At 59.6% G+C, this 25,466-nt stretch carries 18 protein-coding genes and 2 tRNA genes; 16 read left to right on the forward strand and 4 right to left on the reverse strand.

The features are described 5' to 3' along the window. Nucleotides 1-43: 43 nt before the first annotated feature. The 5 genes from hflK to AB3226_RS17420 all read left to right on the forward strand — a co-directional run bounded on the left by hflK (nucleotide 44) and on the right by AB3226_RS17420 (nucleotide 7,015). Nucleotides 44-1,216, forward strand: a complete 1,173-nt coding sequence (gene hflK, locus AB3226_RS17400) for an FtsH protease activity modulator HflK (RefSeq protein WP_367373954.1) — start codon at nucleotides 44-46, stop codon at nucleotides 1,214-1,216. Further along, a complete protein-coding gene (gene hflC, locus AB3226_RS17405; protein ID WP_123358683.1) occupies nucleotides 1,216-2,085 on the forward strand; it encodes a protease modulator HflC in 870 nt (289 codons plus the stop codon). Before hflK ends, hflC begins: the two co-directional genes overlap by 1 nt. A gap of 314 nt (nucleotides 2,086-2,399) precedes the next feature. Continuing rightward, nucleotides 2,400-3,587 (forward strand): ATP phosphoribosyltransferase regulatory subunit, encoded by a 1,188-nt coding sequence (locus tag AB3226_RS17410; RefSeq protein ID WP_367373955.1) that lies wholly within the window; start codon nucleotides 2,400-2,402, stop codon nucleotides 3,585-3,587. Between the two features lie 54 nt (nucleotides 3,588-3,641). After that, entirely contained in the window at nucleotides 3,642-4,931 is a 1,290-nt protein-coding gene (locus AB3226_RS17415; RefSeq protein WP_030128327.1) for an adenylosuccinate synthase, read from the forward strand. A gap of 149 nt (nucleotides 4,932-5,080) precedes the next feature. Further along, nucleotides 5,081-7,015 (forward strand): methyl-accepting chemotaxis protein, encoded by a 1,935-nt coding sequence (locus AB3226_RS17420; protein WP_367373956.1) that lies wholly within the window; start codon nucleotides 5,081-5,083, stop codon nucleotides 7,013-7,015. Nucleotides 7,016-7,137: 122 nt separating this feature from the next. On the opposite strand, the gene AB3226_RS17425 is transcribed toward AB3226_RS17420, so the two are convergent. From AB3226_RS17425 to AB3226_RS17440, 4 genes are all read right to left on the reverse strand, one after another. Continuing rightward, complete coding sequence (locus tag AB3226_RS17425; protein ID WP_367373957.1) at nucleotides 7,138-8,703, reverse strand: ABC transporter permease; 1,566 nt, start codon at nucleotides 8,701-8,703, stop codon at nucleotides 7,138-7,140. Beyond that, the gene (locus AB3226_RS17430) at nucleotides 8,703-9,713 is read right to left on the reverse strand and encodes an iron ABC transporter substrate-binding protein (RefSeq protein ID WP_048396143.1); all 1,011 of its coding nucleotides are present in this window, start codon (nucleotides 9,711-9,713) and stop codon (nucleotides 8,703-8,705) included. The genes AB3226_RS17425 and AB3226_RS17430 overlap by 1 nt, the downstream gene beginning before the upstream one ends. Nucleotides 9,714-10,046: 333 nt before the next feature. After that, nucleotides 10,047-10,133: transfer RNA gene (locus tag AB3226_RS17435), tRNA-Leu, on the reverse strand. 165 nt (nucleotides 10,134-10,298) lie between these two features. Next, nucleotides 10,299-10,385 (reverse strand) — tRNA-Leu (locus AB3226_RS17440). A 226-nt stretch (nucleotides 10,386-10,611) separates the two neighbouring features. Here AB3226_RS17440 and rnr point away from each other — a divergent pair. The 11 genes from rnr to AB3226_RS17495 all read left to right on the forward strand — a co-directional run bounded on the left by rnr (nucleotide 10,612) and on the right by AB3226_RS17495 (nucleotide 25,461). Beyond that, nucleotides 10,612-13,251: a ribonuclease R gene (gene rnr, locus AB3226_RS17445; RefSeq protein WP_367373958.1), complete on the forward strand. Its 2,640-nt coding sequence runs from the start codon at nucleotides 10,612-10,614 to the stop codon at nucleotides 13,249-13,251. Next, a complete protein-coding gene (gene rlmB / locus AB3226_RS17450; RefSeq protein ID WP_123358679.1) occupies nucleotides 13,248-14,015 on the forward strand; it encodes a 23S rRNA (guanosine(2251)-2'-O)-methyltransferase RlmB in 768 nt (255 codons plus the stop codon). The genes rnr and rlmB overlap by 4 nt, the downstream gene beginning before the upstream one ends. A gap of 305 nt (nucleotides 14,016-14,320) precedes the next feature. Beyond that, nucleotides 14,321-14,743 carry a 30S ribosomal protein S6 gene (gene rpsF / locus AB3226_RS17455; RefSeq protein ID WP_007902678.1) on the forward strand — a complete coding sequence of 141 codons (423 nt, stop codon included), beginning with the start codon at nucleotides 14,321-14,323 and terminating at the stop codon, nucleotides 14,741-14,743. Between the two features lie 28 nt (nucleotides 14,744-14,771). Continuing rightward, entirely contained in the window at nucleotides 14,772-15,002 is a 231-nt protein-coding gene (gene rpsR, locus AB3226_RS17460) for a 30S ribosomal protein S18 (RefSeq protein WP_002551829.1), read from the forward strand. Between the two features lie 36 nt (nucleotides 15,003-15,038). Further along, a complete protein-coding gene (locus tag AB3226_RS17465) occupies nucleotides 15,039-15,932 on the forward strand; it encodes a hypothetical protein (RefSeq protein WP_007902692.1) in 894 nt (297 codons plus the stop codon). Nucleotides 15,933-15,951: 19 nt separating this feature from the next. Continuing rightward, nucleotides 15,952-16,398, forward strand: coding sequence for a 50S ribosomal protein L9 (rplI, locus tag AB3226_RS17470; protein WP_003197251.1), 447 nt, complete (start codon nucleotides 15,952-15,954; stop codon nucleotides 16,396-16,398). A gap of 120 nt (nucleotides 16,399-16,518) precedes the next feature. Further along, nucleotides 16,519-17,913: a replicative DNA helicase gene (dnaB, locus tag AB3226_RS17475; RefSeq protein WP_007902695.1), complete on the forward strand. Its 1,395-nt coding sequence runs from the start codon at nucleotides 16,519-16,521 to the stop codon at nucleotides 17,911-17,913. Between the two features lie 205 nt (nucleotides 17,914-18,118). Continuing rightward, nucleotides 18,119-20,422 carry a YgiQ family radical SAM protein gene (locus AB3226_RS17480; RefSeq protein WP_367373959.1) on the forward strand — a complete coding sequence of 768 codons (2,304 nt, stop codon included), beginning with the start codon at nucleotides 18,119-18,121 and terminating at the stop codon, nucleotides 20,420-20,422. A 208-nt stretch (nucleotides 20,423-20,630) separates the two neighbouring features. Beyond that, complete coding sequence (locus tag AB3226_RS17485; protein WP_367373960.1) at nucleotides 20,631-21,551, forward strand: NAD synthetase; 921 nt, start codon at nucleotides 20,631-20,633, stop codon at nucleotides 21,549-21,551. Then, nucleotides 21,548-21,997, forward strand: coding sequence for a hypothetical protein (locus tag AB3226_RS17490; RefSeq protein WP_367373961.1), 450 nt, complete (start codon nucleotides 21,548-21,550; stop codon nucleotides 21,995-21,997). The genes AB3226_RS17485 and AB3226_RS17490 overlap by 4 nt, the downstream gene beginning before the upstream one ends. 188 nt (nucleotides 21,998-22,185) lie before the next feature. Then, on the forward strand, nucleotides 22,186-25,461 hold the full coding sequence (locus tag AB3226_RS17495; protein WP_367373962.1) for a DUF2126 domain-containing protein: 3,276 nt from the start codon (nucleotides 22,186-22,188) through the stop codon (nucleotides 25,459-25,461). The last annotated feature ends 5 nt before the right edge of the window (nucleotides 25,462-25,466 follow it).

Genomic DNA, 25,466 nt, shown 5'->3' on the forward strand with positions numbered 1-25,466 from the left:
GCGCGCCGTGGGTGCGTCTTTGCTTTATCAGATGGAGAGCGCTATGGCTTGGAATGAGCCGGGTGGCAACTCGAATAATCAGGATCCTTGGGGTGGCAAGCGCCGCAATAACGGCGACCGCAAGGGACCACCGGATCTCGACGAGGCCTTCCGAAAGCTGCAGGAAAGCCTGAACGGGTTGTTCGGTGGTGGTAAAAAACGCGGTGACGAGGGCGGCGGTTCGGGCAAGAGTGGCGGTTTCGGCGGCCTGCTCGGCATCGGCCTGGTCGTGCTGGCGGCCGTGTGGCTGTACAGCGCTGTCTACGTGGTCGACGAGCAGGAGCAGGCCGTGGTGCTGCGCTTCGGCAAATACTATGAAACTGTCGGCCCGGGCCTGAACATCTATTTCCCGCCGATCGATCGCAAGTACCTGGAGAACGTCACGCGTGAGCGTGCCTACACCAAGCAGGGTCAAATGCTGACTGAAGACGAAAACATCGTCGAAGTGCCGCTGACCGTGCAGTACAAGATCAGCAATCTGCAAGACTTCGTGCTGAACGTCGATCAGCCGGAAATCAGTCTGCAGCATGCGACCGACAGTGCCTTGCGTCACGTGGTGGGTTCTACCGCCATGGATCAGGTGCTGACCGAAGGTCGTGAATTGATGGCCAGCGAAATCAAGGAGCGTCTGCAACGCTTCCTCGATACCTATCGCACCGGTATCACCGTCACCCAGGTCAACGTACAGAGCGCAGCTGCACCGCGTGAAGTTCAGGAAGCCTTCGACGACGTGATCCGCGCCCGTGAAGACGAGCAGCGTTCGCGCAACCAGGCTGAAACCTACGCCAACGGCGTCGTGCCGGAAGCCCGTGGTCAGGCCCAGCGCATCCTCGAGGATGCCAACGGTTACCGCGACGAGACCGTCTCCCGCGCCAAGGGTGAGGCTGATCGCTTCACCAAGCTGGTGGCCGAGTATCGCAAGGCCCCTGAAGTCACCCGCCAGCGTCTGTACCTGGACACCATGCAGGAAATCTTCAGCAACACCAGCAAGGTTCTCGTGACCGGCAACAAGAATGGCCAGAACAATCTGCTGTACTTGCCGCTGGACAAGATGATCGACAGTGGTCGCAGCCCCGGCGCTCCAGTAACCGGCGCAGCAGCCAGCAGTAATGAAGTGAATGCGCGTGCGGCAGCTGATCTGCAGCAACAGCAAGCACGTACCAGGGAGAGTCGCTGATGAGCAATAAATCGCTGATCGCCCTTATTATCGGCGTCGTCGTGGCGATCGTTGCCTGGAACTGCTTCTACATCGTGGCTCAGACCGAGCGCGCGGTGATGCTGCAGTTCGGTCGCGTGGTCCAGGCCGATGTTCAGCCGGGCCTGCACGTGAAAGTGCCTTACGTGAACAAGGTGCGCAAATTCGACGCACGCCTGATGACACTGGATGCACCGACACAACGCTTCCTGACGCTGGAAAAGAAAGCCGTAATGGTCGATGCCTACGCCAAGTGGCGCGTGAAAGATGCCGAGCGCTTCTACACCGCGACTTCCGGCCTCAAGCAGATTGCCGATGAGCGTCTTTCCCGTCGTCTGGAATCGGGCCTGCGTGACCAGTTCGGTAAACGCACCCTGCACGAAGTGGTGTCCGGTGAGCGTGATGCGCTGATGGCGGATATCACGGCTTCGCTGAACAAGATGGCTGAGAAAGAACTGGGCATCGAAGTTGTCGATGTCCGGGTCAAAACCATCGACCTGCCGAAGGAAGTGAACCGCAGCGTGTTCGAACGTATGAGCACCGAGCGTGAGCGTGAAGCTCGCGAGCACCGCGCCAAGGGTAACGAGCTGTCCGAAGGCATCCGTGCCGACGCCGATCGTCAACGCCGCGTGCTGCTGGCTGAAGCCTATCGTGAATCCGAAGAGGTTCGCGGTGACGGTGACGCCCAGGCTGCTGCGATCTACTCCAAGGCATACGGTCAGGATCAGGAGTTCTACGCGTTTTACCGTAGCCTGCGTGCCTACCGTGAAAGCTTCGCGAACAAATCCGACGTTATGGTCCTGGACCCGGGCAGCGACTTCTTCCGTTACCTGGAAAAAGCCAAGCCTTGATACGACGTTGACCTGAATCATCCCCCGCCTGGCGGCTAAAGCCTCGGGCGGGGTGATCCTTTGGGAAAACGTGTGTATGATGCGGCAGCCGGGAAATTCCCGGCTTTTTTGCGTCTGCACGTTTGATTGCTGTTTTTATGCAGGCGCCCGAGTTGAATGACTCGACAGGTTTTTCGAGGAAAGTGGTTGGTGAAGCCGATTTCAGGCTTTCGCCCCGTTGTTCATGCGCGTGGTTTGCACATGAGCCGACCATTTTCTGCTTCACTCAAGGCTCGCCCAAAGGCTTGTCGCCCGGATCATAGGGGAATGGCGTAATGGCAACGGTAGACCGCTGGCTGCTGCCAGATGGCATCGAAGAAGTACTGCCACCGGAAGCTGCGCGCATCGAAGTAGCGCGTCGCCAGGTGTTGGATCTGTTCCAGAGCTGGGGTTACGAGTTTGTCGTGACTCCCCATATCGAGTACCTGGAGTCCCTGCTGACCGGCGCGGGTTCGGACCTCGATCTGCGTACCTTCAAGGTCATCGACCCGCAATCGGGCCGGCAGATGGGTTTCCGTGCCGACATCACGCCGCAAGTGGCGCGCATCGATGCGCACACCCTGCGTCGCGAAGGTCCGAGCCGTCTGTGTTATGCCGGTAGCGTGCTGCATGCTCAGCCGCGTGCCTTGTCGTCCTCGCGCAGCCCGATTCAACTGGGTGCCGAGTTGTACGGCGATGCCAGCCCAAGCAGCGACGTGGAAGTCATCAGCCTGATGCTGGCCATGCTGCAACTGGCCGATGTGCCGGATGTGCACATGGACCTCGGCCATGTCGGTATCTACCGCGGCCTGGCCCGCGCCGCCGGTTTGTCCGGCGAGGTCGAGCAACAGTTGTTCGATGCGTTGCAACGTAAAGCCATCGACGAGGTTATTACCTTGACCGAAGGCCTGCCGGCCGATCTGTCGGGCATGCTGCGAGCGCTGGTCGGCCTGTGTGGCGGTCGTGAAGTGTTGAGCGCAGCGCGTGAGCGTCTGGCCAATGCGCCGGCACCCGTACTGGCGGCCCTGGACGATTTGCTGGCAATTGCCGAGCGTCTGTCCACGCGTTTCCCGGAATTACCGTTGTATTTCGACCTGGGCGAGTTGCGCGGCTATCACTACCACACTGGTGTAGTGTTCGCCGTGTTCGTACCGGGTGTTGGCCAGTCCATCGCTCAGGGCGGTCGTTATGACGACATCGGCGCCGACTTCGGTCGTGCCCGTCCGGCAACTGGTTTCTCTACCGATTTGAAAACCCTGGTGACCCTGGGGCGTGCTGAAATCGAGCTACCGTCTGGCGGTATCTGGATGCCTGACAGTACGGATGCAGCACTCTGGCAGCAGGTTTGCCAGTTGCGCAGTGAGGGTCAGCGTGTCGTTCAGGCATTGCCTGGGCAACTTTTGGCCGCCGCCCGTGAAGCGGACTGCGACCGGCAATTGATTCAGCAGAACGGGCTTTGGCAAGTATTGCCGCTGGCTTCTTGAGTTTTCCTGCCGGCCGCCGCCGGCACCAAGTTTGCGCGAATGAGGACAAGTGTTATGGGTAAGAATGTCGTAGTCCTGGGCACCCAATGGGGTGATGAGGGCAAAGGCAAGATCGTTGATCTGCTGACCGAACATGCTGCCGCCGTAGTGCGCTACCAAGGTGGCCACAACGCTGGCCACACCCTGGTGATCGACGGCGAAAAAACCGTCTTGCACCTGATTCCGTCGGGCGTGCTGCGCGAAGGCGTGCAGTGCCTGATCGGTAACGGCGTGGTGGTTGCACCCGACGCATTGCTGCGGGAAATCATCAAGCTGGAAGAGAAAGGCGTACCGGTGCGCGAGCGCCTGCGTATCAGCCCGTCCTGCCCGCTAATCCTGTCCTATCACGTAGCGCTGGACCAGGCCCGTGAAAAGGCCCGTGGCGAGCTGAAGATCGGTACTACCGGTCGCGGCATCGGCCCGGCTTACGAAGACAAGGTTGCCCGTCGCGGTCTGCGCGTAGGCGATCTGCTCAACATGCCGCGCTTTGAAGCCAAGCTGCGTGAACTGGTGGAATACCACAACTTCATGTTGGTCGGTTTCTACAAAGAGCCAGCCATTGACTTCGACAAGACCCTGGCCGAATGCAAAGAATACGCTGAACTGCTCAAGCCGCTGATGCTGGACGTGACTGCCGAGCTGCACGACCTGCGTCGTGCTGGCAAAGACATCATGTTCGAAGGTGCCCAAGGTTCTTTGCTGGACATCGACCACGGCACCTACCCGTACGTGACCAGCTCTAACACCACCGCTGGCGGCGTTGCTACCGGTTCGGGCGTTGGTCCTATGTTCCTGGACTACATCCTGGGTATCACCAAGGCTTACACCACACGCGTAGGTTCGGGTCCATTCCCGACTGAGCTGTTCGACGAAGTCGGTGCGCACCTGGCTAAACAAGGTCACGAGTTCGGCGCGACTACTGGCCGTGCTCGTCGTTGTGGCTGGTTTGACGCCGTTATCCTGCGTCGCGCTATCGATGTGAACAGCATCTCGGGCATCTGCCTGACCAAGCTGGACGTACTCGACGGTCTGGAAACCATCAACATCTGCGTCGGCTACAAAGATGCAGAAGGTAAGGACGTTGCCCCGACTGACGCTGACAGCTACATGGGCCTGCAGCCGGTGTACGAAGAAGTGCCGGGCTGGACAGAGTCGACCGTGGGTGCCAAAACCCTGGAAGAGCTGCCAGCTAACGCCCGTGCTTACATCAAGCGCGTTGAAGAGCTGATCGGTGCGCCGATCGACATTATTTCGACGGGCCCGGACCGCAACGAAACCATCGTTCTGCGTCACCCGTTCGCTTAATAAGTCGTTGATGTAAAACACAAAGGCCCCTTAATTGGGGCCTTTGTCGTTTATGCCTGTCGAACGGCATGACCTTTGCTGCGAACATTGAAAAGGCATCGTTTCTGACGTGCTATCAATTTGATGGCGTCAAAGCAGAGGGATTTTCAGTGTCGGCCGTTCTCTCACTGTTACAAAGCCGTCTCTTGCGGCCCGTGTTCGTTACCCTTGGTATCGCCCTCTTGGTGCAGGTGCTGGTGGCTGTCGCTCTGACCCGGAGCACGGTGACTGCGCTGGAAGCTGATTTGGGTATGCGGCTGGACGCCGACAGCCAAAAGCTCTCTGGTGAGCTTGAGCAGGCAGGACGTGAAGTCACGTCGAGCCTGGATAGCCTGTCCACCAGTACCCGTCAGCGCCTGACCGTCGGGCTGTCTTCGCGTCTGAAGGACGAGCAGGCACAACTGCGTACGACGCTGGAGAAGGACCTGAAGGAATCGGCCAACGACATGGCGCAGCTTCTGGCCTCGGTCGCACCCCGCGCCATGTGGGACAGCGACATTCCCACCCTGTCCGAATTCGCTCGCCGTGCCCAGCGAAATCCCAATGTGTTGTTCGTGGTCTACGACGACGCCACGGGCCAGCACCTGACGCGCTACCTCAACCGGGAGAACCCGATCAACAAGGCGCTTCTGGAAAAAGGCCAGGGCGAACGAGCGTTGGACAAAGTCCTGGATGCGGCGAAAAACGATCCGTCGGTCTACTACCTTGAAGCCTCGATCAACCCCAATGGGGTGGAGATCGGCAAAGTTTTGATGGGCGTCTCGACCGCCTCCGTGGAAACCGATCTGGCGGCACTGGACAAGCGCTTCTCGGCACTGATCGCCAGCAGCGATCAACTGGTGGGTGACAGCCTCAAAGGCGCGGCAGCTGACAGCGCAATGGCGATGCGCGGGCGTCTGCAATCGGCGCAGTCCACCGCCACTGAAATGAAAGCCAATACCACCACTGCCGTGCAGGAAGCTGCGGGGACTTTGCGCTGGCGCATCGGCATGGGCCTGGCGGTGGTGGGTTTTGGTGTGCTGCTGTTGCTGGCGGTGGTGCTGGGTCGTCGCGTGGTCAATCGCTTGAAGCTGCTGATCGCTGCCATGGATGACCTGGCGGCAGGCGAGGGCGATCTGACCAAGCGTGTGCAGATCAACAGCCAGGATGAGATTGGCGACATGGCCTCGGCGGTCAATCGCTTTGTGGATAAGTTGCAGCCGATCGTGCGGGAGGCGGGCGATGTGGCCCAGCGTACCGGCGTGGAAATCGGCGCCATGACCCTGCGCAATGCCGGCGCTGATGCGGCGGCGGGCATGCAGCGCGATGAAGTGGCCGAAAGCTTGCGCGCGTTGTCGCAAATGGCTGACGAAGCTCAGTCTGAAAGCCACGCCATGCAGGCCGCCTTGCAGCAGGTGGTGGGCATTCGTCAGGCCACGGATGAAAACACTCGGACCTCGGCGAAAGTCGGCAGCCTGATCGAAGCATTGGCCGGGCAGGTCGACACCGGCGCGAAAGTCATCGAGCGCCTGGCGCAGCAGAGTGAGCAGATTGAAGTGGTGCTGACGGTGATTCACGGGATCGCCGAGCAAACCAACTTGCTGGCATTGAACGCGGCCATTGAGGCGGCGCGTGCCGGCGAGACCGGTCGCGGGTTTGCTGTCGTGGCGGATGAGGTGCGGGCACTGGCGAGCAAGACTCAGAGCTCAACCGGCGACATTCAGGCTCACATCGTTGCGTTGCAGCAGGGCGCACGGGAGGCAGTTGCAGCGATTGGCCAGGCCGGACGTCAGGCCAGCGAAGGTTTGCTGGTGTTGCGCGACAGTGCGCGGTTGCAGCAGTCGGTGCAGGCGTCGGTCGAGCAGGTTCATGCGGCGATCGGTCTGGCGACCCAGGCCGCGGCGCATCAGGCGCAAGGTGCACAGGCCGTGCGGGGGCGGGTTGAGACCATTCATGCGCAGGCTGAGAAGGCTGCTCAGGCGGTGGTGGAGACCACGGCGAGTGGCAAGGTGCTGGATGGTTTGGCGGCGCAGTTGAAGGCTAGCTTGGGGCAGTTCAGGGCTTAAGTTTTGTATTGTTTGTGCGGACGCCATCGCGGGCAAGCCTGCTCCCACAGGATTTGTGCCGTACACAAATTTTGTATATGACCGCTCCCCTTGTGGGAGCGGGCTTGCCCGCGATAGCGATCTCAACGGCTCAAGTACATCCGGGTTGTTAACAGGTACACAGGCAACCCCGACACCAGTATCAATAACGCCGCATAAGGCGCCGCCGCCGCAAACTCCACATTTGCGGTATGCGCCCAGACTTCCGTCGCCAACGTATTCAGTCCGGTCGGACTCAGCAGCAGCGTCGCCGTCAGCTCCTTCATCGCATCCAGAAACACCAATGCAAACGCTGCCCCCAAGGCAGGGAAGATTATCGGCAGCGTCACCCGACAAAACGCGCTGAAGGACGACGCTCCCAGCGTGCGTGCGGCCTCTTCCAGTTGCGGCGCTGCCTTGTTCAGCGCGGTGCGAATCGGCGCCTGTGCCAGCGGCAGAAACAGCAGCGCATAAGCAATCAGCAGCAGCGCCGAGGTCTGGTACAGCACCGGCACATAATGCAGGGCGAAATACACCAGGGTCAGCGCAATCACCAATCCCGGCAGTGCATGCAGCAGATACGGCAGGCGTTCGGCCCAGATTGCCAGTCGGCCTTTATGGCGCACCACCAACAATCCCACCGGCACTGCCAGCACCAGGCACAACGCCGCGCCACCGAGAGACAGCGCCAGAGACGACAACAAGGCCTCGCTGATCGCGGCCACCGGGAACGCCGCTGACGAACCCACCATCAGCCAGTACGCCAGCATCCCCAGGGGAATGCCGCTGCCGATGATTGCCAACAGCAGGCAGTAAAGCTGTCCGCCAGTCGTCCACGGCCCCAGACGAACCTGCTGCGCATGTCGCGCCGCGCCTTGGCCGGTGCGTACATGTCGACCCTTGCCACGCACGCGTAGCTCCAGCCATAGCAGCACCAGACACAGCGCCAGCAGCACCGCCGAGAGCATCGCTGCGTTAGCGTTACTGAATTCCAGCTCGAACTGTTGGTAGATCGCTGTCGTGAAAGTCTGCAGGCCAATGATCGACAGTGCGCCGAACTCCACCAGCATGTGCAGCGCAATCAGCAGCGAACCGGCCAGCAGTGACGGCCAAAGCAGAGGCAGGGTGATTTTGAAGAACACGCCCCAGCGATTCTGCCCCAGGGTCCGTGCGGACTCCTCAAGAGATGGATCGAGATTGCGCAGGGTTGCCGCCACCGGCAGAAAAATCAGCGGGTATTTGGACAGGGTCATCACCAGGATCGCCCCGCCCAGCCCTTCGAAGTGAGCGCTCAACGAGACCCAGGTGAAACTGCTGACAAACGCCGGCACCGCGAATGGCAGACACAGGATCACGCCCCATAGCCGTCGCCCCGGCAGATTGCTGCGTTCCAGCAGCCAGGCGAGCGACAGGCCAATCACGCCGCAGGCCAGCGTAACGCCCACCATCAGCGCCAGCGTATTACGCAGCAGGCCAAACACGTAGGGGCGCCACAACAGATGCAGCGCCTCGGCCCAGCCAGCTTGCCAAGTCTTGAGGCCGACATAAGCCAGTGGCAATAGACTGAGCACCACCAGCAGCAAAACCGGCAGCAACAACCAAATTGACGGACGCTTGCGCCGTGGCACGTAGCCCCCGCGCAACGCGGGGGCAGATAACGATGCGCTCATCAGTTCAAGCCAACGTCACGTTCCAGGTCCAGGGCTTCTTCGGCGTTGCCGAGATCGGCTGGGGTGACTTTCGGCGCTTGCAGTTCGCTGAACGGCTTGAGGCCGCGATCAGATTCCATGCCTTTATGCAGCGGGTATTCGGCGGTGGTCTGGGTGATCACTCGCTGACCCTCTTCGCTCGCCATGTAGGCGAGGAATTGCTGGGCTTCCTTTGGATGCTTGCTGGATTTCAGCACCGCAGCGCTGGAAACGGTGATCAACCCGCCGACGTCGCCGCCGGTGAAGTAATGCAATTTCGAATCGAGCTGGCCTTTTTCACGCTGCAAGGCGAACCAGTAGTAATTGTTCACCAGCACGGTGGCGACTTCGCCGTTTTCCACAGCCTTCAGCGCGACCATGTTGTTGCTGTAGGTTTTGCCGAAAGCGCGCAGACCAGTGAGCCATTCTTCAGCCGCATCCATGCCATGCACTTTGATGATTGCTACGGCTTGTTCCTGAAATGCGCCGCTGGTGGGCACGAAGCCGACCTTGCCTTGCCACTTCGGATCGGAGAATTCCATTACCGACTTGGGCAAGTCCTTCTCATCGATCAGCTTGGGATTGAATGCAACCACGCGGACTCGCGCAGTGATACCGATCCAGGTTCCGTTCCCGGCAACGTAGTCCTTTGGCAGAACGGCGAGGGTAGCGGCATCGGTTTTCGCCAGCAGGCCTTGTTCGCCGAGTTTGTTCAGCGGTGGGGATTCTTCGGTATAGATCACGTCGGCGGGGGAGCGATCGCCTTCTTCGACGATCTGGCTGGCGAGCTGGTTGCTGCTGCCCTTGCGCACATTGACGTGAATCCCGGTCTTGGCTTCGAAGGCTTTGGCGACGGCGTCGCCGACTTCCTTATGTTGGCCGTTGTAGAGTGTCAGGGAAACCGGATCGGCGGCTTGGGTGAGGGGAGTGGCGAGTGTCAGGCCGAGCAGGGTGATGGTCAGGCCGCGGCGCAGGGTATTTCGAAACATCATTCGCAGGGTTCCTCACTGTCGCATTGCAAAATCTTGCAACAATGATAAACGATATTGTTTCTCATGTGCGTCTTGCGGGTCTGAGGAGGGTTTGCTAGAGGGGCAGGGGCGAGTTTCTGTGGCGAGGGAGCTTGCTCCCGTTCGGCTGCGAAGCAGTCGTAAACCTGAAATTGCGGTATGACTAACGAGTGATGAGGGCCGCTTCGCGACCCAGCGGGAGCAAGCTCCCTCGTCACAGGGAAGTAATGGCTTGAAGTTTTCGAAAGCCAGAAACGCAAAAACCCGCTTTCGCGGGTTTCTGTGAAATTCAAGATCGTGACCTTGAATTTGAATTGGTGCCCAGAAGAAGACTCGAACTTCCACGACCTTGCGGTCACCAGCACCTGAAGCTGGCGTGTCTACCAATTTCACCATCTGGGCATAATCGCAAGCGTTGCCGCTGTTGATGTGGCGCACTATACGGAGAGCATTTTGATCTGTAAACCCCTGATTTAATTTTAATAAACCGGAAGCCTGAAATGCAAAAACCCGCTTTCGCGGGTTTTTGTATGAGCCTTGAAATTGATCTAATCTCAAGCTCGAAATTGGTGCCCAGAAGAAGACTCGAACTTCCACGACCTTGCGGTCACCAGCACCTGAAGCTGGCGTGTCTACCAATTTCACCATCTGGGCAGTATCGGCAGCGCGTGTGCGTCGTCGATGGCGCGCACTATACGGAGCGTCTTTTTAACTGTAAACCCCCAGCATCGAAAAAACCTGGAAAATTTCTCCAGTGGTATTCAAATCGGCGTTGCGATGTCGATAAAGGGCTTTAGATGGGCTGTCATAGCCTGAAATTTCCCGTTTCATTACGCCTATGCCAAACTAACCCGCATATAGACAAGGTGAAAACTCTCTAATGGCCGATTGGCAGTCCCTCGATCCCGAGGCCGCTCGTGAAGCGGAAAAATATGAAAACCCTATTCCTAGCCGCGAACTGATCCTTCAGCACCTTGCTGATCGAGGTTCGCCTGCTAACCGCGAGCAGCTGGTCGAAGAGTTTGGTCTGACCACAGAAGACCAGATCGAAGCCCTGCGTCGCCGCCTGCGTGCCATGGAGCGCGACGCTCAACTCATCTATACCCGTCGCGGCACTTATGCGCCGGTGGACAAGCTCGACTTGATCCTGGGCCGCATCAGCGGTCACCGTGACGGCTTCGGCTTCCTGGTACCGGATGACGGCAGTGACGACCTGTTCATGAGCCCGGGGCAAATGCGCCTGGTGTTCGATGGCGACCGTGCCCTGGCCCGTGTTTCCGGCCTCGACCGTCGCGGTCGCCGCGAAGGCATGATCGTCGAAGTGGTGTCCCGTGCCCACGAGACTATCGTCGGTCGTTACTTCGAAGAGGGCGGTATCGGTTTTGTCGTCGCGGATAATCCGAAGATCCAGCAAGAAGTGCTGGTGACTCCGGGCCGCAACGCCAACGCCCAGATCGGTCAGTTCGTCGAAGTGAAGATCACCCACTGGCCGACGCCACGCTTCCAGCCGCAAGGCGACGTGGTCGAAGTCGTGGGTAACTACATGGCGCCAGGCATGGAAATCGATGTCGCCCTGCGCACCTACGATATTCCTCACGTCTGGCCTGAAGCGGTGCTCAAGGAAGCCGCCAAGCTCAAGCCGGAAGTCGAAGAGAAAGACAAAGAGAAGCGCATCGACCTGCGCCATCTGCCGTTCGTGACCATCGACGGTGAAGATGCGCGCGACTTCGATGACGCGGTCTACTGCGAAGCCAAGCCGGGCAAGCTGCGCCTGTTCTCCGGTGGCTGGAAGTTGTACGTGGCGATCGCCGACGTTTCCAGCTACGTGAAAATCGGTTCGGCACTGGATAACGAATCCCAGGTGCGTGGCAACTCGGTGTACTTCCCCGAGCGCGTTGTGCCGATGCTGCCAGAGCAACTGTCCAACGGCCTGTGCTCGCTGAACCCGCACGTCGATCGCCTGGCCATGGTCTGCGAGATGACCATCTCCAAATCCGGCGAGATGACCGATTACTGCTTCTACGAAGCGGTGATTCACTCCCACGCTCGCCTGACCTATAACAAGGTCAGCGCCATGCTGGAAACGCCGAAAGCCACCGAAGCGCGTCAGCTTCGTGGTGAATACACCGACGTTCTGCCGCACCTCAAGCAGCTGTACGCGCTGTACAAGGTTCTGCTGGCGGCCCGTCATGTGCGTGGCGCTATCGATTTCGAAACGCAGGAAACCCGGATCATCTTCGGTTCCGAGCGCAAGATTGCCGAAATCCGTCCAACCGTTCGCAACGACGCCCACAAGCTGATCGAGGAATGCATGCTGGCGGCCAACGTGGCCACTGCCGAATTCCTGAAAAAGCACGAAATCCCGGCTTTGTATCGCGTCCATGACGGCCCGCCACCGGAGCGTCTGGAAAAACTGCGCGCCTTCCTTGGCGAACTCGGCCTGTCCCTGCACAAAGGCAAGGATGGTCCGTCGCCGAAGGATTACCAGGCTTTGCTGGCCAGCATCAAGGACCGTCCGGATTTCCACCTGATCCAGACCGTCATGCTGCGTTCGTTGAGCCAAGCGGTGTACAGCGCTGATAACCAGGGCCACTTCGGCCTGAATTACGAAGCCTATACCCACTTCACTTCGCCGATTCGCCGCTACCCGGACTTGCTCACGCACCGGGCGATTCGCAGCGTCATCCATTCGAAAATGGACACCCCGCACGTTCGCCGTGCCGGCGCGATGATCATTCCGAAAGCACGCATCTACCCGTACGACGAAGCGATCCTGGAGCAGCTCGGCGAGCAGTGCTCGATGAGCGAACGCCGTGCCGACGAAGCGACCCGCGACGTGGTGAACTGGCTCAAGTGCGAGTTCATGAAAGATCGCGTGGGCGAATCGTTCCCGGGTGTGATCACTGCCGTGACCGGTTTTGGTCTGTTCGTCGAGCTGACCGACATTTACGTCGAAGGCCTGGTGCACGTCACCGCGTTGCCTGGCGATTACTACCACTTCGATCCAGTGCACCATCGCCTGGCCGGTGAGCGTACCGGTCGCAGCTTCCGTCTTGGCGACACCGTTGAAGTGCGCGTCATGCGCGTCGACCTCGACGAGCGCAAGATCGACTTCGAGATGGCTGAAAAAACCATCAGCGCGCCGATCGGCCGCAAGAAGCGTGGGACTGAAACTGCTGCTCCTGCTGGCGCTGCTATCAAATCGGCTGCAGAGCCGGCACCGGCGAAAACCGGCCGTCGTCCTGCCAAGGAAAAGGCTGTCGAAGCCTATCGTCCCAGCGATGCCGCGGCAAAAAATGCCGAGTTGCGCAAAAGTCGTGAACTGAAACAGGCGTTGTTGTCTGAAGCGAAAAGCGGCGGTAAAGCGGCGTCTGGGGGAAAGACCGGGCGGTCGGCGCCTGACAAGGCCTCCGGCAGCAAGCCAGCAAAACCGAGCAAACACCGTAAAGGCCCGCCAAAAGCGGGTTCCGCTCCAGCCGCCAGAAGCGGCGGGGCGCGTAAACCTAAGGCCAAGTCATGAGTCAGTTGGAAAAGATCTATGGCGTGCACGCTGTAGAAGCGTTGCTGCGTCACCACCCAAAACGCGTCAAGCAGATCTGGCTGGCTGAAGGCCGCAGTGATCCGCGGGTGCAGACGCTGATCGCACTCGCTGCCGAAAATCGCGTAGCGGTCGGTCAGGCTGAGCGTCGCGAGCTGGATGCGTGGGTAGAAGGCGTGCACCAGGGCGTGGTCGCGGACGTCAGTCCGAGTCAGGTCTGGGGCGAGGCGATGCTCGACGAATTGCTCGATCGCACTGAAGGCGCACCGCTGTTGCTGGTGCTCGATGGCGTGACCGATCCGCACAACCTCGGCGCTTGCCTGCGTTCGGCCGATGCGGCCGGCGCGCTGGCGGTGATCGTGCCAAAGGACAAGTCAGCCACCCTGACCCCGACAGTGCGTAAAGTCGCCTGCGGCGCGGCGGAAGTGATTCCGTTGGTGGCGGTGACCAACCTGGCGCGCACCCTGGAAAAACTCAAGCAGCGTGGCTTGTGGGTCGTCGGTACGGCGGGTGAGGCTGAGCAGGAGTTGTATCAGCAAGACCTGACCGGCCCGACCATCCTGATCATGGGCGCGGAGGGCAGCGGAATGCGCCGCCTGACTCGCGATCTTTGCGACTACCTGGTGCGTCTGCCGATGGCGGGCAGTGTCAGCAGTCTCAATGTGTCCGTGGCGACTGGCGTCTGTCTGTTCGAAGCCCTGCGCCAGCGCGGCGTCAAAGCTGCCGGGACCGCCAAAAAGTCCTGATCCGGTTGTAATCCCTGTGGGAGCGAGCCTGCTCGCGATAGCGGAGTTACATTCAGCACTAATGTTGAATGTTGCACCCCATCGCGAGCAGGCTCGCTCCCACAGTGGTTTTGTGTCTGGGCGAAGATTGGGGGTTGTTCAAATAATCACCAATTGCCTTGCGCCTCTCCTGTCCCTTCTCTACAATTGCGCCCCTTGCTGTGACGGCAGGCACGCATGTGTCTATCGCAAGCAAGTCCATTAGTGTCATTCACTCCTTGTCTGACCGCTTTTGAGCGGCAGGCTACAACCCGTAAGGAGCATTCATGCGTCATTACGAAATCATCTTTTTGGTCCACCCGGATCAAAGCGAGCAAGTCGGCGGCATGGTTGAGCGTTACACCAAGCTGATCGAAGAAGACGGCGGCAAAATCCACCGTCTGGAAGATTGGGGCCGTCGTCAACTGGCCTACGCAATCAACAATGTTCACAAGGCTCACTACGTGATGCTGAACGTTGAGTGCACTGGCAAGGCCCTGGCCGAGCTGGAAGACAACTTCCGCTACAACGATGCAGTGATCCGTAACCTGGTCATCCGTCGCGAAGAAGCCGTTACCGGCCAATCCGAGATGCTCAAGGCTGAAGAAAACCGCAGTGAGCGCCGTGAGCGTCGCGACCGTCCTGAGCACTCCGACGCCGAAGGCGTTGATGGTGATGACAGCGACGCCAGCGATAACGCTGACGAGTAATCCACGGACCTTTTAAGGAGCCTATCAAATGGCACGTTTCTTCCGTCGTCGTAAATTCTGCCGCTTCACCGCTGAAGACGTGAAAGAGATCGATTACAAAGATCTCAACACTCTGAAAGCTTACGTATCCGAGACCGGCAAAATCGTTCCAAGCCGCATCACCGGTACCAAAGCACGTTATCAGCGTCAGCTGGCCACCGCTATCAAGCGCGCCCGCTTCCTGGCCCTGCTGGCCTACACCGACAGCCACGGCCGCTGAGACCGGGCAGTCGACACGTAGCAAAGGATTGAATGCATGCGCGCCTTAGCTGAGTTCATCATGCGCGGCCGTATGCAGGCCACTCTGGTAGTGGCCGGATGCGCAACATTGCCGTTGTTGTATTGGTTGGGTGCTGCCGCCGGATGCCTTGTGCTCCTGCGGCGCGGATTGAAGGACGCCTTGGGCGTTCTTGCTCTGGGACTGCTGCCGGCGTTGATCTGGTGGCTTTACTCCGACGACCCACGGGCACTTCTGGTGCTGCTGGGGTCTTCGAGCCTTGCGTTGGTTTTGCGCGCAAGTGAGTCCTGGAACCGCGTGCTGCTGGTCAGCATAGCGATGGGATTGGTGTTTTCAGTGGTGCTGGGGGCGGCTTTTGCGCCCCAGATCGAGATGCTGGCGCAGGCTTTGATAAAAGTCATGCCGTCGCTACTCGGTGATGTCTACCAGCAATTGTCGGTAGACGAGCAAGCGCGTTTCGCGTCCCTGATTGCACCGGTCCTGACCGGCCTGATTGCGGCCTTGTTGCAAATCGTCAGTGTGCTGAGCCTGATTGTCGGGCGCTACTGGCAGGCGTTGTTGTACAACCCGGGTGGTTTTGGTCGCGAGTTTCGCGCCATCCGAATCCCGCTTTTACCGGCGATGTTGCTGCTGGTGTTGATGCTTCTGGGGCCTAACTTAGGTTCGCAGATGGCCATGTTGACACCGTTGTGCAGCGTACCGCTGGTGTTCGCCGGGCTGGCCCTGATTCACGGGCTGGTGGCGCAAAAGCGACTGGCCAAATTCTGGCTGGTGGGGTTGTACGTCACGCTGTTGCTGTTCATGCAGCTGATCTATCCGTTGCTGGTGGTCTTGGCCATCGTCGACAGCCTGATTGATTTTCGCGGTCGTTCGGCACCGAAAGATGCCGATAACGCGAACGGTGAAGGTTAAAAGTTAAGAGGATTTTCACATGCAACTGATCCTTCTGGAAAAAGTCACCAACCTGGGCAACCTGGGTGACAAAGTGAACGTTAAGGCTGGTTACGGTCGTAACTACCTGCTGCCTTACGGCAAAGCTACCGCTGCGACCGCTGCCAACCTGGCTGCGTTCGAAGAGCGTCGCGCTGAGCTGGAAAAAGCCGCAGCAGACCGTAAAACTTCGGCTGAAAGCCGTGCCGCCCAACTGGCTGAGCTGGAAGTGACTATCACTGCCACCGCTGGTGACGAAGGCAAGCTGTTCGGTTCGATCGGCACCCACGACATCGCTGATGCACTGACCGCCTCTGGCGTTGAAGTTGCAAAAAGCGAAGTTCGTCTGCCGAACGGCACCATCCGCAACGTAGGCGAATTCGACGTAGCCGTGCACCTGCACGCCGAAGTTGAAGCCACCGTACGCGTTGTCGTGGTAGCAGCTTAAGCAGCACTTGTCGGCTGGCACCCTCGGGTGCTTGCCGGTAACATCGGGCACGATCCTGTTTACAGGTCGTGCCCTTTGTCTTTCTGAACCCCCTGCTTTTCTTAAATAAACCAAGTGGCCATGAACGATATCTCCGCTCCCGAGCAATACGATCTGCAAACCGCTGCCCTGAAGGTGCCGCCGCATTCCATCGAGGCCGAACAGGCCGTGCTCGGTGGTCTGATGCTGGACAACAACGCCTGGGAACGCGTGCTCGATCAGGTTTCGGACGGCGATTTCTATCGTCATGACCACCGTTTGATCTTCCGTGCGATCGCCAAACTGGCCGATCAGAACTCCCCGATCGACGTCGTGACCCTTGCCGAGCAATTGGACAAGGAAGGTCAGACGTCCCAGGTCGGTGGCCTCGGTTACCTGGGTGAGCTGGCGAAAAACACGCCGTCCGTCGCCAACATCAAGGCCTATGCGCAAATCGTTCGTGCACGGGCGACGTTGCGGCAGTTGATTGGCATCGCCACCGAAATTGCCGACAGCGCCTTCAACCCGGAAGGCCGCACAGCTGAAGAGATTCTCGACGAAGCTGAGCGGCAGATCTTCCAGATCGCCGAGGCCCGGCCAAAAACCGGCGGCCCGGTGAGCGTGAATGACCTGCTGACCAAGGCTATCGACCGCATCGACACCTTGTTCAACACCGACAACGCCATCACCGGCCTGTCCACCGGTTACACCGACCTCGACGAGAAGACCAGCGGCTTGCAGCCTTCCGACCTGATCATCGTCGCTGGCCGTCCGTCCATGGGTAAAACCACCTTTGCGATGAACCTGGTGGAAAACGCCGTGTTGCGCAGCGACAAGTGCGTGCTGGTTTACTCGCTGGAGATGCCAGGCGAATCGCTGATCATGCGTATGCTTTCGTCCCTTGGGCGTATTGACCAGACCAAGGTCCGGGCTGGTCGCCTGGACGACGACGATTGGCCACGCCTGACCTCGGCGGTCAACCTGCTGAACGATCGCAAGCTGTTCATCGACGACACGGCTGGTATCAGTCCCTCGGAGATGCGCGCGCGGACCCGGCGTCTGGTGCGTGAGCACGGCGACATCGCCCTGATCATGATCGACTACCTGCAGTTGATGCAGATTCCAGGTTCCGGCGGCGACAACCGGACCAACGAGATTTCCGAGATCTCCCGTTCCTTGAAAGCCCTCGCCAAGGAATTCAACTGCCCGGTGGTGGCGCTGTCCCAGCTCAACCGCTCCCTGGAGCAACGCCCGAACAAACGCCCGATCAACTCCGACTTGCGGGAATCCGGAGCGATCGAGCAGGATGCTGACGTGATCATGTTCGTGTACCGGGATGAGGTGTACCACCCGGAAACCGAGCATAAAGGCATCGCCGAGATCATCATCGGCAAGCAGCGGAACGGCCCGATCGGTACGTCACGACTGGCGTTCATCGGTAAATACACCCGCTTCGAAAACCTGGCGCCGGGTAGCTACAACTTCGACGACGAATAAGTTGTGTTGCGCCTGAGAGGGCCCCATCGCGGGCAAGCCCGCTCCCACAGGGATCACACCGAACCTGTGGGAGCGGCGGTGCGACGATTCGACTTGCCCGCGATGGGGTCGCCGCAATTTCCGACCGTAGCCGTCGGAATTGATCAAATTTTGTGCTATATTCCGCGCCCGCGAAATTCAATGAAAGCCAACACCGGTTATCGACATGCAAGCAGCCAAGCCGTTATTTGACTATCCCAAGTACTGGGCCGAATGTTTCGGGCCAGCGCCATTCCTGCCGATGTGCAGGGAGGAGATGGATCAGCTTGGCTGGGATTCCTGCGACATCATCATCGTCACCGGTGATGCCTACGTCGACCACCCGTCGTTCGGCATGGCGATCATCGGCCGACTGCTGGAAGCCCAGGGCTTCCGCGTCGGGATCATTGCGCAGCCGAACTGGCAGTCCAAAGACGACTTCATGAAGCTCGGCGAGCCGAACCTGTTCTTCGGCGTCGCGGCCGGCAACATGGACTCGATGATCAACCGCTATACCGCCGACAAGAAAATCCGTTCCGACGACGCCTACACCCCCGGTGGCCTGGCGGGTAAACGTCCGGACCGCGCGAGCCTGGTTTACAGCCAGCGCTGCAAGGAAGCCTACAAGAATGTACCAATCGTTCTCGGTGGCATTGAAGCTTCCCTGCGCCGCATCGCCCACTACGATTACTGGCAGGACCGGGTGCGTAACTCGATCCTAATCGACGCCTGTGCCGACATTCTGCTCTACGGCAACGCCGAGCGCGCGATCGTCGAAGTCGCCCAACGCCTGTCCTATGGTCACAAGATCGAAGACATCACCGATGTGCGCGGCACCGCGTTCATTCGTCGTGACACGCCCAAAGACTGGTACGAAGTCGATTCCACGCGCATCGACCGTCCGGGCAAGGTCGACAAGATCATCAACCCGTACGTGAACACCCAGGACACGCAAGCCTGCGCCATCGAGCAGGAAAAAGGTCCGGTTGAAGACCCGAGCGAAGCCAAAGTCGTGCAGATTCTGGCAAGCCCCAAGATGACCCGCGACAAGACGGTGATTCGTCTGCCATCGGTTGAGAAAGTCCGTGGCGACGCGGTGCTTTATGCTCACGCCAACCGCGTGCTGCACCTGGAAACCAACCCGGGCAACGCCCGCGCGCTGGTGCAGAAGCATGGCGAAGTCGATGTCTGGTTCAACCCGCCTCCGATTCCGATGACCACCGAAGAAATGGACTACGTGTTCGGCATGCCTTACGCACGGGTTCCGCACCCGGCGTACGGCAAGGAAAAGATTCCTGCCTACGACATGATTCGCTTCTCGGTGAACATCATGCGCGGCTGCTTCGGCGGCTGTACGTTCTGTTCGATCACCGAGCACGAAGGCCGGATCATCCAGAACCGTTCCGAAGAGTCGATCATTCGTGAGATCGAAGAGATTCGCGACAAGGTCCCAGGCTTTACTGGTGTCATTTCCGACCTTGGCGGCCCGACCGCGAACATGTACCGCATCGCCTGCAAGACGCCGGAAATCGAGTCGGCGTGCCGCAAACCTTCGTGCGTGTTCCCCGGCATTTGCCCGAACCTGAACACCGATCACTCGTCGCTGATCCAACTCTATCGCAGCGCCCGTGCCTTACCGGGTGTGAAGAAGATCCTGATCGCGTCCGGTCTGCGCTACGACCTCGCGGTCGAGTCGCCGGAATACGTCAAGGAGCTGGTGACTCACCACGTCGGTGGTTACCTGAAGATCGCCCCGGAACATACCGAGGAAGGTCCGCTCAACCAGATGATGAAACCGGGCATCGGCAGCTATGACAAGTTCAAGCGCATGTTCGAGAAGTACACCAAGGAAGCCGGGAAAGAGCAGTACCTGATTCCGTACTTCATCGCCGCTCACCCGGGTACCACCGACGAAGACATGATGAACCTGGCGCTGTGGCTCAAGGGCAACGGTTTCCGTGCCGACCAGGTGCAGGCTTTCTACCCGTCGCCGATGGCTACCGCTACCGCGATGTACCACTCGGGCAAGAACCCGTTGCGCAAGGTCACTTACAAGAGTGACGGCGTAACCATCGTCAAGAGCGAAGAGCAGCGTCGCCTGCACAAGGCGTTCTTGCGTTATCACGACCCGAAAGGCTGGCCGATGCTGCGTGAAGCGCTGACCCGCATGGGCCGCGCCGATTTGATCGGGCCGGGCAAGAACCAGTTGATCCCGCTGCATCAGCCGGCGACCGACAGCTACCAGAGCGCCCGTCGCAAGAACTCGACACCGGCCGGCAGCCACAAAGTGGCCGGGGAAAAGACCACCAGGATCCTGACCCAGCACACTGGCTTGCCGCCGCGTGCCAGCGATGGCGGCAACCCGTGGGACAAGCGTGAACAGGCCAAGGCTGCGGCGTTTGCCCGCAATCAGCAGGCGGCCAAGGAGCGCAAGGATGCGGCCAAAGGCAAGGGGCCAAAACCGGCCCGCAAGCCAGTCGTGCCGCGTTAATCTGCTCGCCCTATCGCAAAACGCCAGCCTCAGTGCTGGCGTTTTGTTTTCTAGCGAGCGTGCGGCCTGTTTGCTAAGGTGACGCGCGCTTCATGACTGCCCGGGAAGCCGATTTCCCTATACGACGCCAAAACCTGTGGGAGCCGGGCTCGCCCGCGATGACGGCGGCACAGGCAATAAAGATCCCCGATCTTCAAGGACGATTCACATGAGCAACCCTTTACCGGGCATCGGCATGGATTACAGCCCCTCCCAGTTCATGGCCCGCCAACGCATCGAAAGCCAGATCAACCTGCCACGGCTGTTCGCCGCCATCGACGCCGATCCCGGAATCGTCGGCGCGGGCGTGGTGTACATCGACGCCGAGTTCAACGTAGTGACCCTGCGCGAGTTCAAGCCGATTTGCAGTATCAGGCCCAAGCGAATCATTTTGCGCGAGGCGCAGAAGTACATTGCGCCTGCGCAGTTTGCCCAGCAGGTGCAGGACAATCCTCGCGAATCACGCCTGGTTGGTGAGGCAGTCAACACCACCTTATCGTGCGCGGGTGCAGTGATCGGCTGGATCGTAGTGCTCAGTGGCTCCGTGGCTATTCCGTTTTCGGCAGGGGCAAGTACTGTGGTCGCTGCGCTCGGTTATACCGCTGCGGCTGCCAGCTCAGTGCAGTGTTTTGCCAGCGGCTATCGGACCCGCAATGAGATCGTCAACCCTGCCCGTAACGATCAGCTCGACAGCGAAGAGTGGTACCAGTACACCATGATTGCGCTGGATGCTGCGTCCTTGGTCGGGGTAGGCGCATCCACGCTGACAACGCTCAAACTGGTCAGACTGAATAAGGCCACGACCGGGAAAAGTGTCAGGGAAGTGCTCAGGGGGCTGAATCGACAGGAACGTGCCAAGCTGACCAAAGAACTATTGAGCATCAACGACCCGCGCTTGACGTCGAAGATGATCAAGTTGAAGCAGTTGTCGGGTGAATTGCCCAAGCGTTTCACACCCACCGAGGTCAAGCATGCAACGGTCACTCAGATAAAAGACGCCTTGGGCGCCGCTATCGGTTTTACCGGCAGTGCAATTTCAGGGAATGTCCGCACCATTGCCGTAGGCCTGTACGAGGAGTCTGAGCAATGAATGAGCTGCCCAGCATTCGCAGTTTTCTACCGAAGTATTTCCCGGTCTTCATGGGGGCAATATTCGCGTCAATTTTTACCCTGGTCTTTGCGGTGCCTTTGTTTTTCGAAAGCTATTTTCGAAACCTTCCGTTGGCTGACAACGCCAAGTACTCTTTTTTCGGGGGAATCGCGCTGACCCTCATCGTCGTGCACTGCAATTTCATGGTCGCGCGCGGTCGCCCGCAATGGGTGCGGCCTCTGGTCGTACTCCTGGCCCTTTGTTTTCTTGGGGTATTGCCCACCATTGCATATGAGGTGCATCCCCTGATTTATGCTGTGACGTTGCTGTTCCCACTGCTGGCGCTATTGCTGCTCAACAGCAAGCGTCACCGCGAGATGCGCCAGAAGCTGCTTGAAGTACGTCACTTGCGCCAAGCTGTTATTGCAAAGCACAAAGCCCGTTAGTTGGGTGGATTCGGCACCCGCCCCTCACACGTGCGCCACAAATATGTGCAGCCCTTGCACTATTACCGCAGCCACGGCGCCGTTTTGGTGCTGTACTGCACCGGGTCTGTTGATAAAGCGCAATGACGGCCGCTCTGGCATAAGTCTTGCGCGCTTTGTGTCCATGCCCTGGCTCGCAGGAGGCCGCCGTGTCGATTCATGTCGCATTGCATCACGTCACGCATTACCGCTACGACCGCGCCGTCGAGCTCGGTCCGCAGATCGTTCGTCTGCGCCCGGCTGCCCACAGCCGCACGCGGATACTGTCCTATGCGCTGAAAGTCACGCCCGAGCAGCATTTCATCAACTGGCAGCAGGATCCCCAGGGCAACTACCTGGCGCGGTTGGTGTTCCCGGAGAAAACCGATGAGCTGCGGATCGAGGTCGACTTGCTGGCGGAGATGGCGGTGTTCAATCCGTTCGACTTCTTCCTCGAGCCCTACGCCGAAAAGATCCCTTTCGCCTACGCCGCGGATGAGCGCAAAGAGCTGGCGCCGTATCTGGAAACCTTGCCCCTGACGCCGAAATTCAAGGCCTATCTGGATGGCATCGATCGCACACCGCTACCGAGCGTGGATTTTCTGGTCGCCCTCAATCAGCGCCTCAGCGAAGACATCGGCTACCTGATTCGCATGGAACCGGGCGTACAGACCCCGGAACACACTCTCGAGCATGCCTCCGGTTCCTGCCGCGACTCGGCTTGGTTGCTGGTGCAATTGCTGCGCAACCTCGGCCTGGCGGCGCGTTTCGTGTCCGGTTACCTGATTCAGTTGACCGCCGATGTCAAAAGCCTCGACGGCCCCTCGGGCACCGAAGTGGATTTCACTGACCTGCACGCCTGGTGCGAGGTCTATTTGCCCGGTGCCGGCTGGATCGGCCTGGATGCGACTTCTGGGCTGTTTGCCGGTGAAGGACACATTCCGTTGGCGTGTAGTCCCGATCCGTCCTCTGCGGCACCGATCAGTGGCTTGGTGGAACCGTGCGAGTGCGAATTCACCCACGAGATGTCGGTCGAGCGGATTTGGGAAGCGCCGCGGGTTACCAAGCCCTACACCGAAGACCAATGGCTGGCGATTCAGGCATTGGGCCGGCAGATCGATGCCGACCTGCTCGAGGGCGACGTGCGCCTGACCATGGGCGGTGAGCCGACGTTCGTTTCCATCGATGACCCGGACGGCGCCGAGTGGAACACCGCAGCTCTAGGGCCGGACAAGCGTCGGCTGTCGGCCGAACTGTTCCAGCGCATGCGCAAGCATTACGCGCCCAAGGGGCTGGTGCATTTCGGTCAGGGCAAGTGGTATCCCGGCGAGCAACTGCCGCGCTGGTCGCTGAACTGCTACTGGCGCCGCGACGGCGTGCCGATCTGGCACAACAGCGCGCTGATCGCCGATGAGCAGGAAGACTACGGCGCCGATGGCGAGTTGGCCGGGCGTTTTCTGGCGAGTGTCGCCGAACGCCTGAGAATTCCGACACGCTTTGTGTTCCCGGCCTACGAAGACAATTTCTATTATCTCTGGCGCGAAGGCGCTTTGCCGCAGAACGTCAGCGCCGAAGACTCTCGTCTCGAAGAACCTTTGGAGCGGGCGCGCCTGCGCAAAGTCTTCAGCCAGGGGCTGGACAAGGTTATCGGTCAGGTCCTGCCGCTGGCGCGCACCGCCAAGGGCGATCAGTGGCAGAGCGGTCGCTGGTATCTGCGCGAAGATCATTGCCGATTGGTGCCGGGGGATTCGCCGCTGGGGTATCGCTTGCCACTCGGCTCACAGCCTTGGGTGAAGGCAGCGGAGTATCCGTTCATTCACCCTGTCGACCCCAATCAGGATTTTCCTGAGCTGCCGGGCACCGACCAGCTACAGAATCATGCTCAACCGCAAACGGCCGACGAGCGTGCGCCAAAGATCGACGAGTCCGCCGACTGGCTGACCCGCACCGCTTTCTGCGCCGAAGCGCGAGAAGGCCGGTTGTACCTGTTCATGCCGCCACTGGAACGGGTAGAGGACTATCTGGAACTGGTCGCCGCCATCGAAGCCACCGCCGAGGAACTGCATTGCCCGGTGTTGCTGGAAGGCTATGAACCGCCGAGTGATCCGCGCTTGAGCAACTTGCGCATTACACCGGATCCGGGTGTGATTGAGGTCAACGTCCAGCCGTCCGCCACCTGGGATGAGTTGGTGGAGCGCACCGAGTTTCTTTACGAAGAGGCGCGCCAGACTCGACTAACCACCGAAAAATTCATGATCGACGGCCGGCACACAGGCACCGGCGGCGGCAACCATTTCGTATTGGGTGGCGCGACCCCGGCTGACTCACCGTTTCTGCGCCGTCCCGATCTGCTGCGCAGCTTGATCAGTTACTGGCATAACCATCCATCCTTGTCCTACCTGTTTTCCGGATTATTCATCGGCCCGACGTCCCAGGCGCCACGGGTGGATGAGGCGCGCAACGATTCGCTGTATGAACTGGAAATCGCCTTCGCACAGATGCCGAAGCCGGGCGAAGAATGCCCACCTTGGCTGGTGGATCGTTTGCTGCGCAATCTGCTGATCGACGTGACCGGCAACACCCACCGCGCCGAGTTTTGCATCGATAAACTGTATTCGCCGGACGGCGCCACCGGGCGCCTCGGGTTACTGGAATTGCGGGCCTTTGAAATGCCGCCCCATGCGCGCATGAGCCTGGCTCAGCAATTGTTGCTGCGGGCGCTGGTGGCGCGGTTCTGGCGCGAGCCTTATGCACCGCCGAAACTGGCGCGCTGGGGCACAGAGCTACACGACCGGTTCCTGTTGCCGCACTTTATCGAGCAGGATTTCGCTGATGTGATCGTCGACCTCAATGCCGCCGGTTACCCCGTGCGGGCCGAGTGGTTCGCGGCGCATCTGGAATTCCGTTTTCCCAAGGTCGGCGACTACGCCGTCAGCGGCATCCAACTGCAATTGCGTCAGGCGCTGGAGCCTTGGCATGTACTCGGCGAGGAAGGCGCGGCAGGTGGCACGGTGCGTTATGTGGACTCGTCGCTGGAGCGTTTGCAGGTCAAGCTCAGTGGCCTGCCGCCCCAGCGTTATCTGCTGACGTGCAACGGCATCCCGGTGCCGTTGCAACCCACGGGGCGGGTCGGTGAGTTCGTCGCCGGCGTACGCTTTCGCGCCTGGCAACCGGCTAACTGCCTGCAACCGACCATCCCGGTCCACGCGCCGTTGGTGTTCGACGTGCTCGACACCTGGATGGGGCGGTCGCTGGGCGGTTGTCAGTACCACGTCGCCCACCCGGGTGGGCGTAACTACGACAGCCTGCCGGTGAACGCCAATGAGGCCGAGAGTCGGCGGATGGCGCGTTTCTTCCGCGTCGGACACTCGCCAGGGAAACTTCCTATACCGAATCTGGAAATTAACGACGAGCTACCGATGACTCTCGATTTGCGACGTTTCTAAACCCT

The organism is Pseudomonas lini (genome assembly GCF_964063345.1).
Lineage (GTDB): Bacteria > Pseudomonadota > Gammaproteobacteria > Pseudomonadales > Pseudomonadaceae > Aquipseudomonas > Aquipseudomonas lini_B.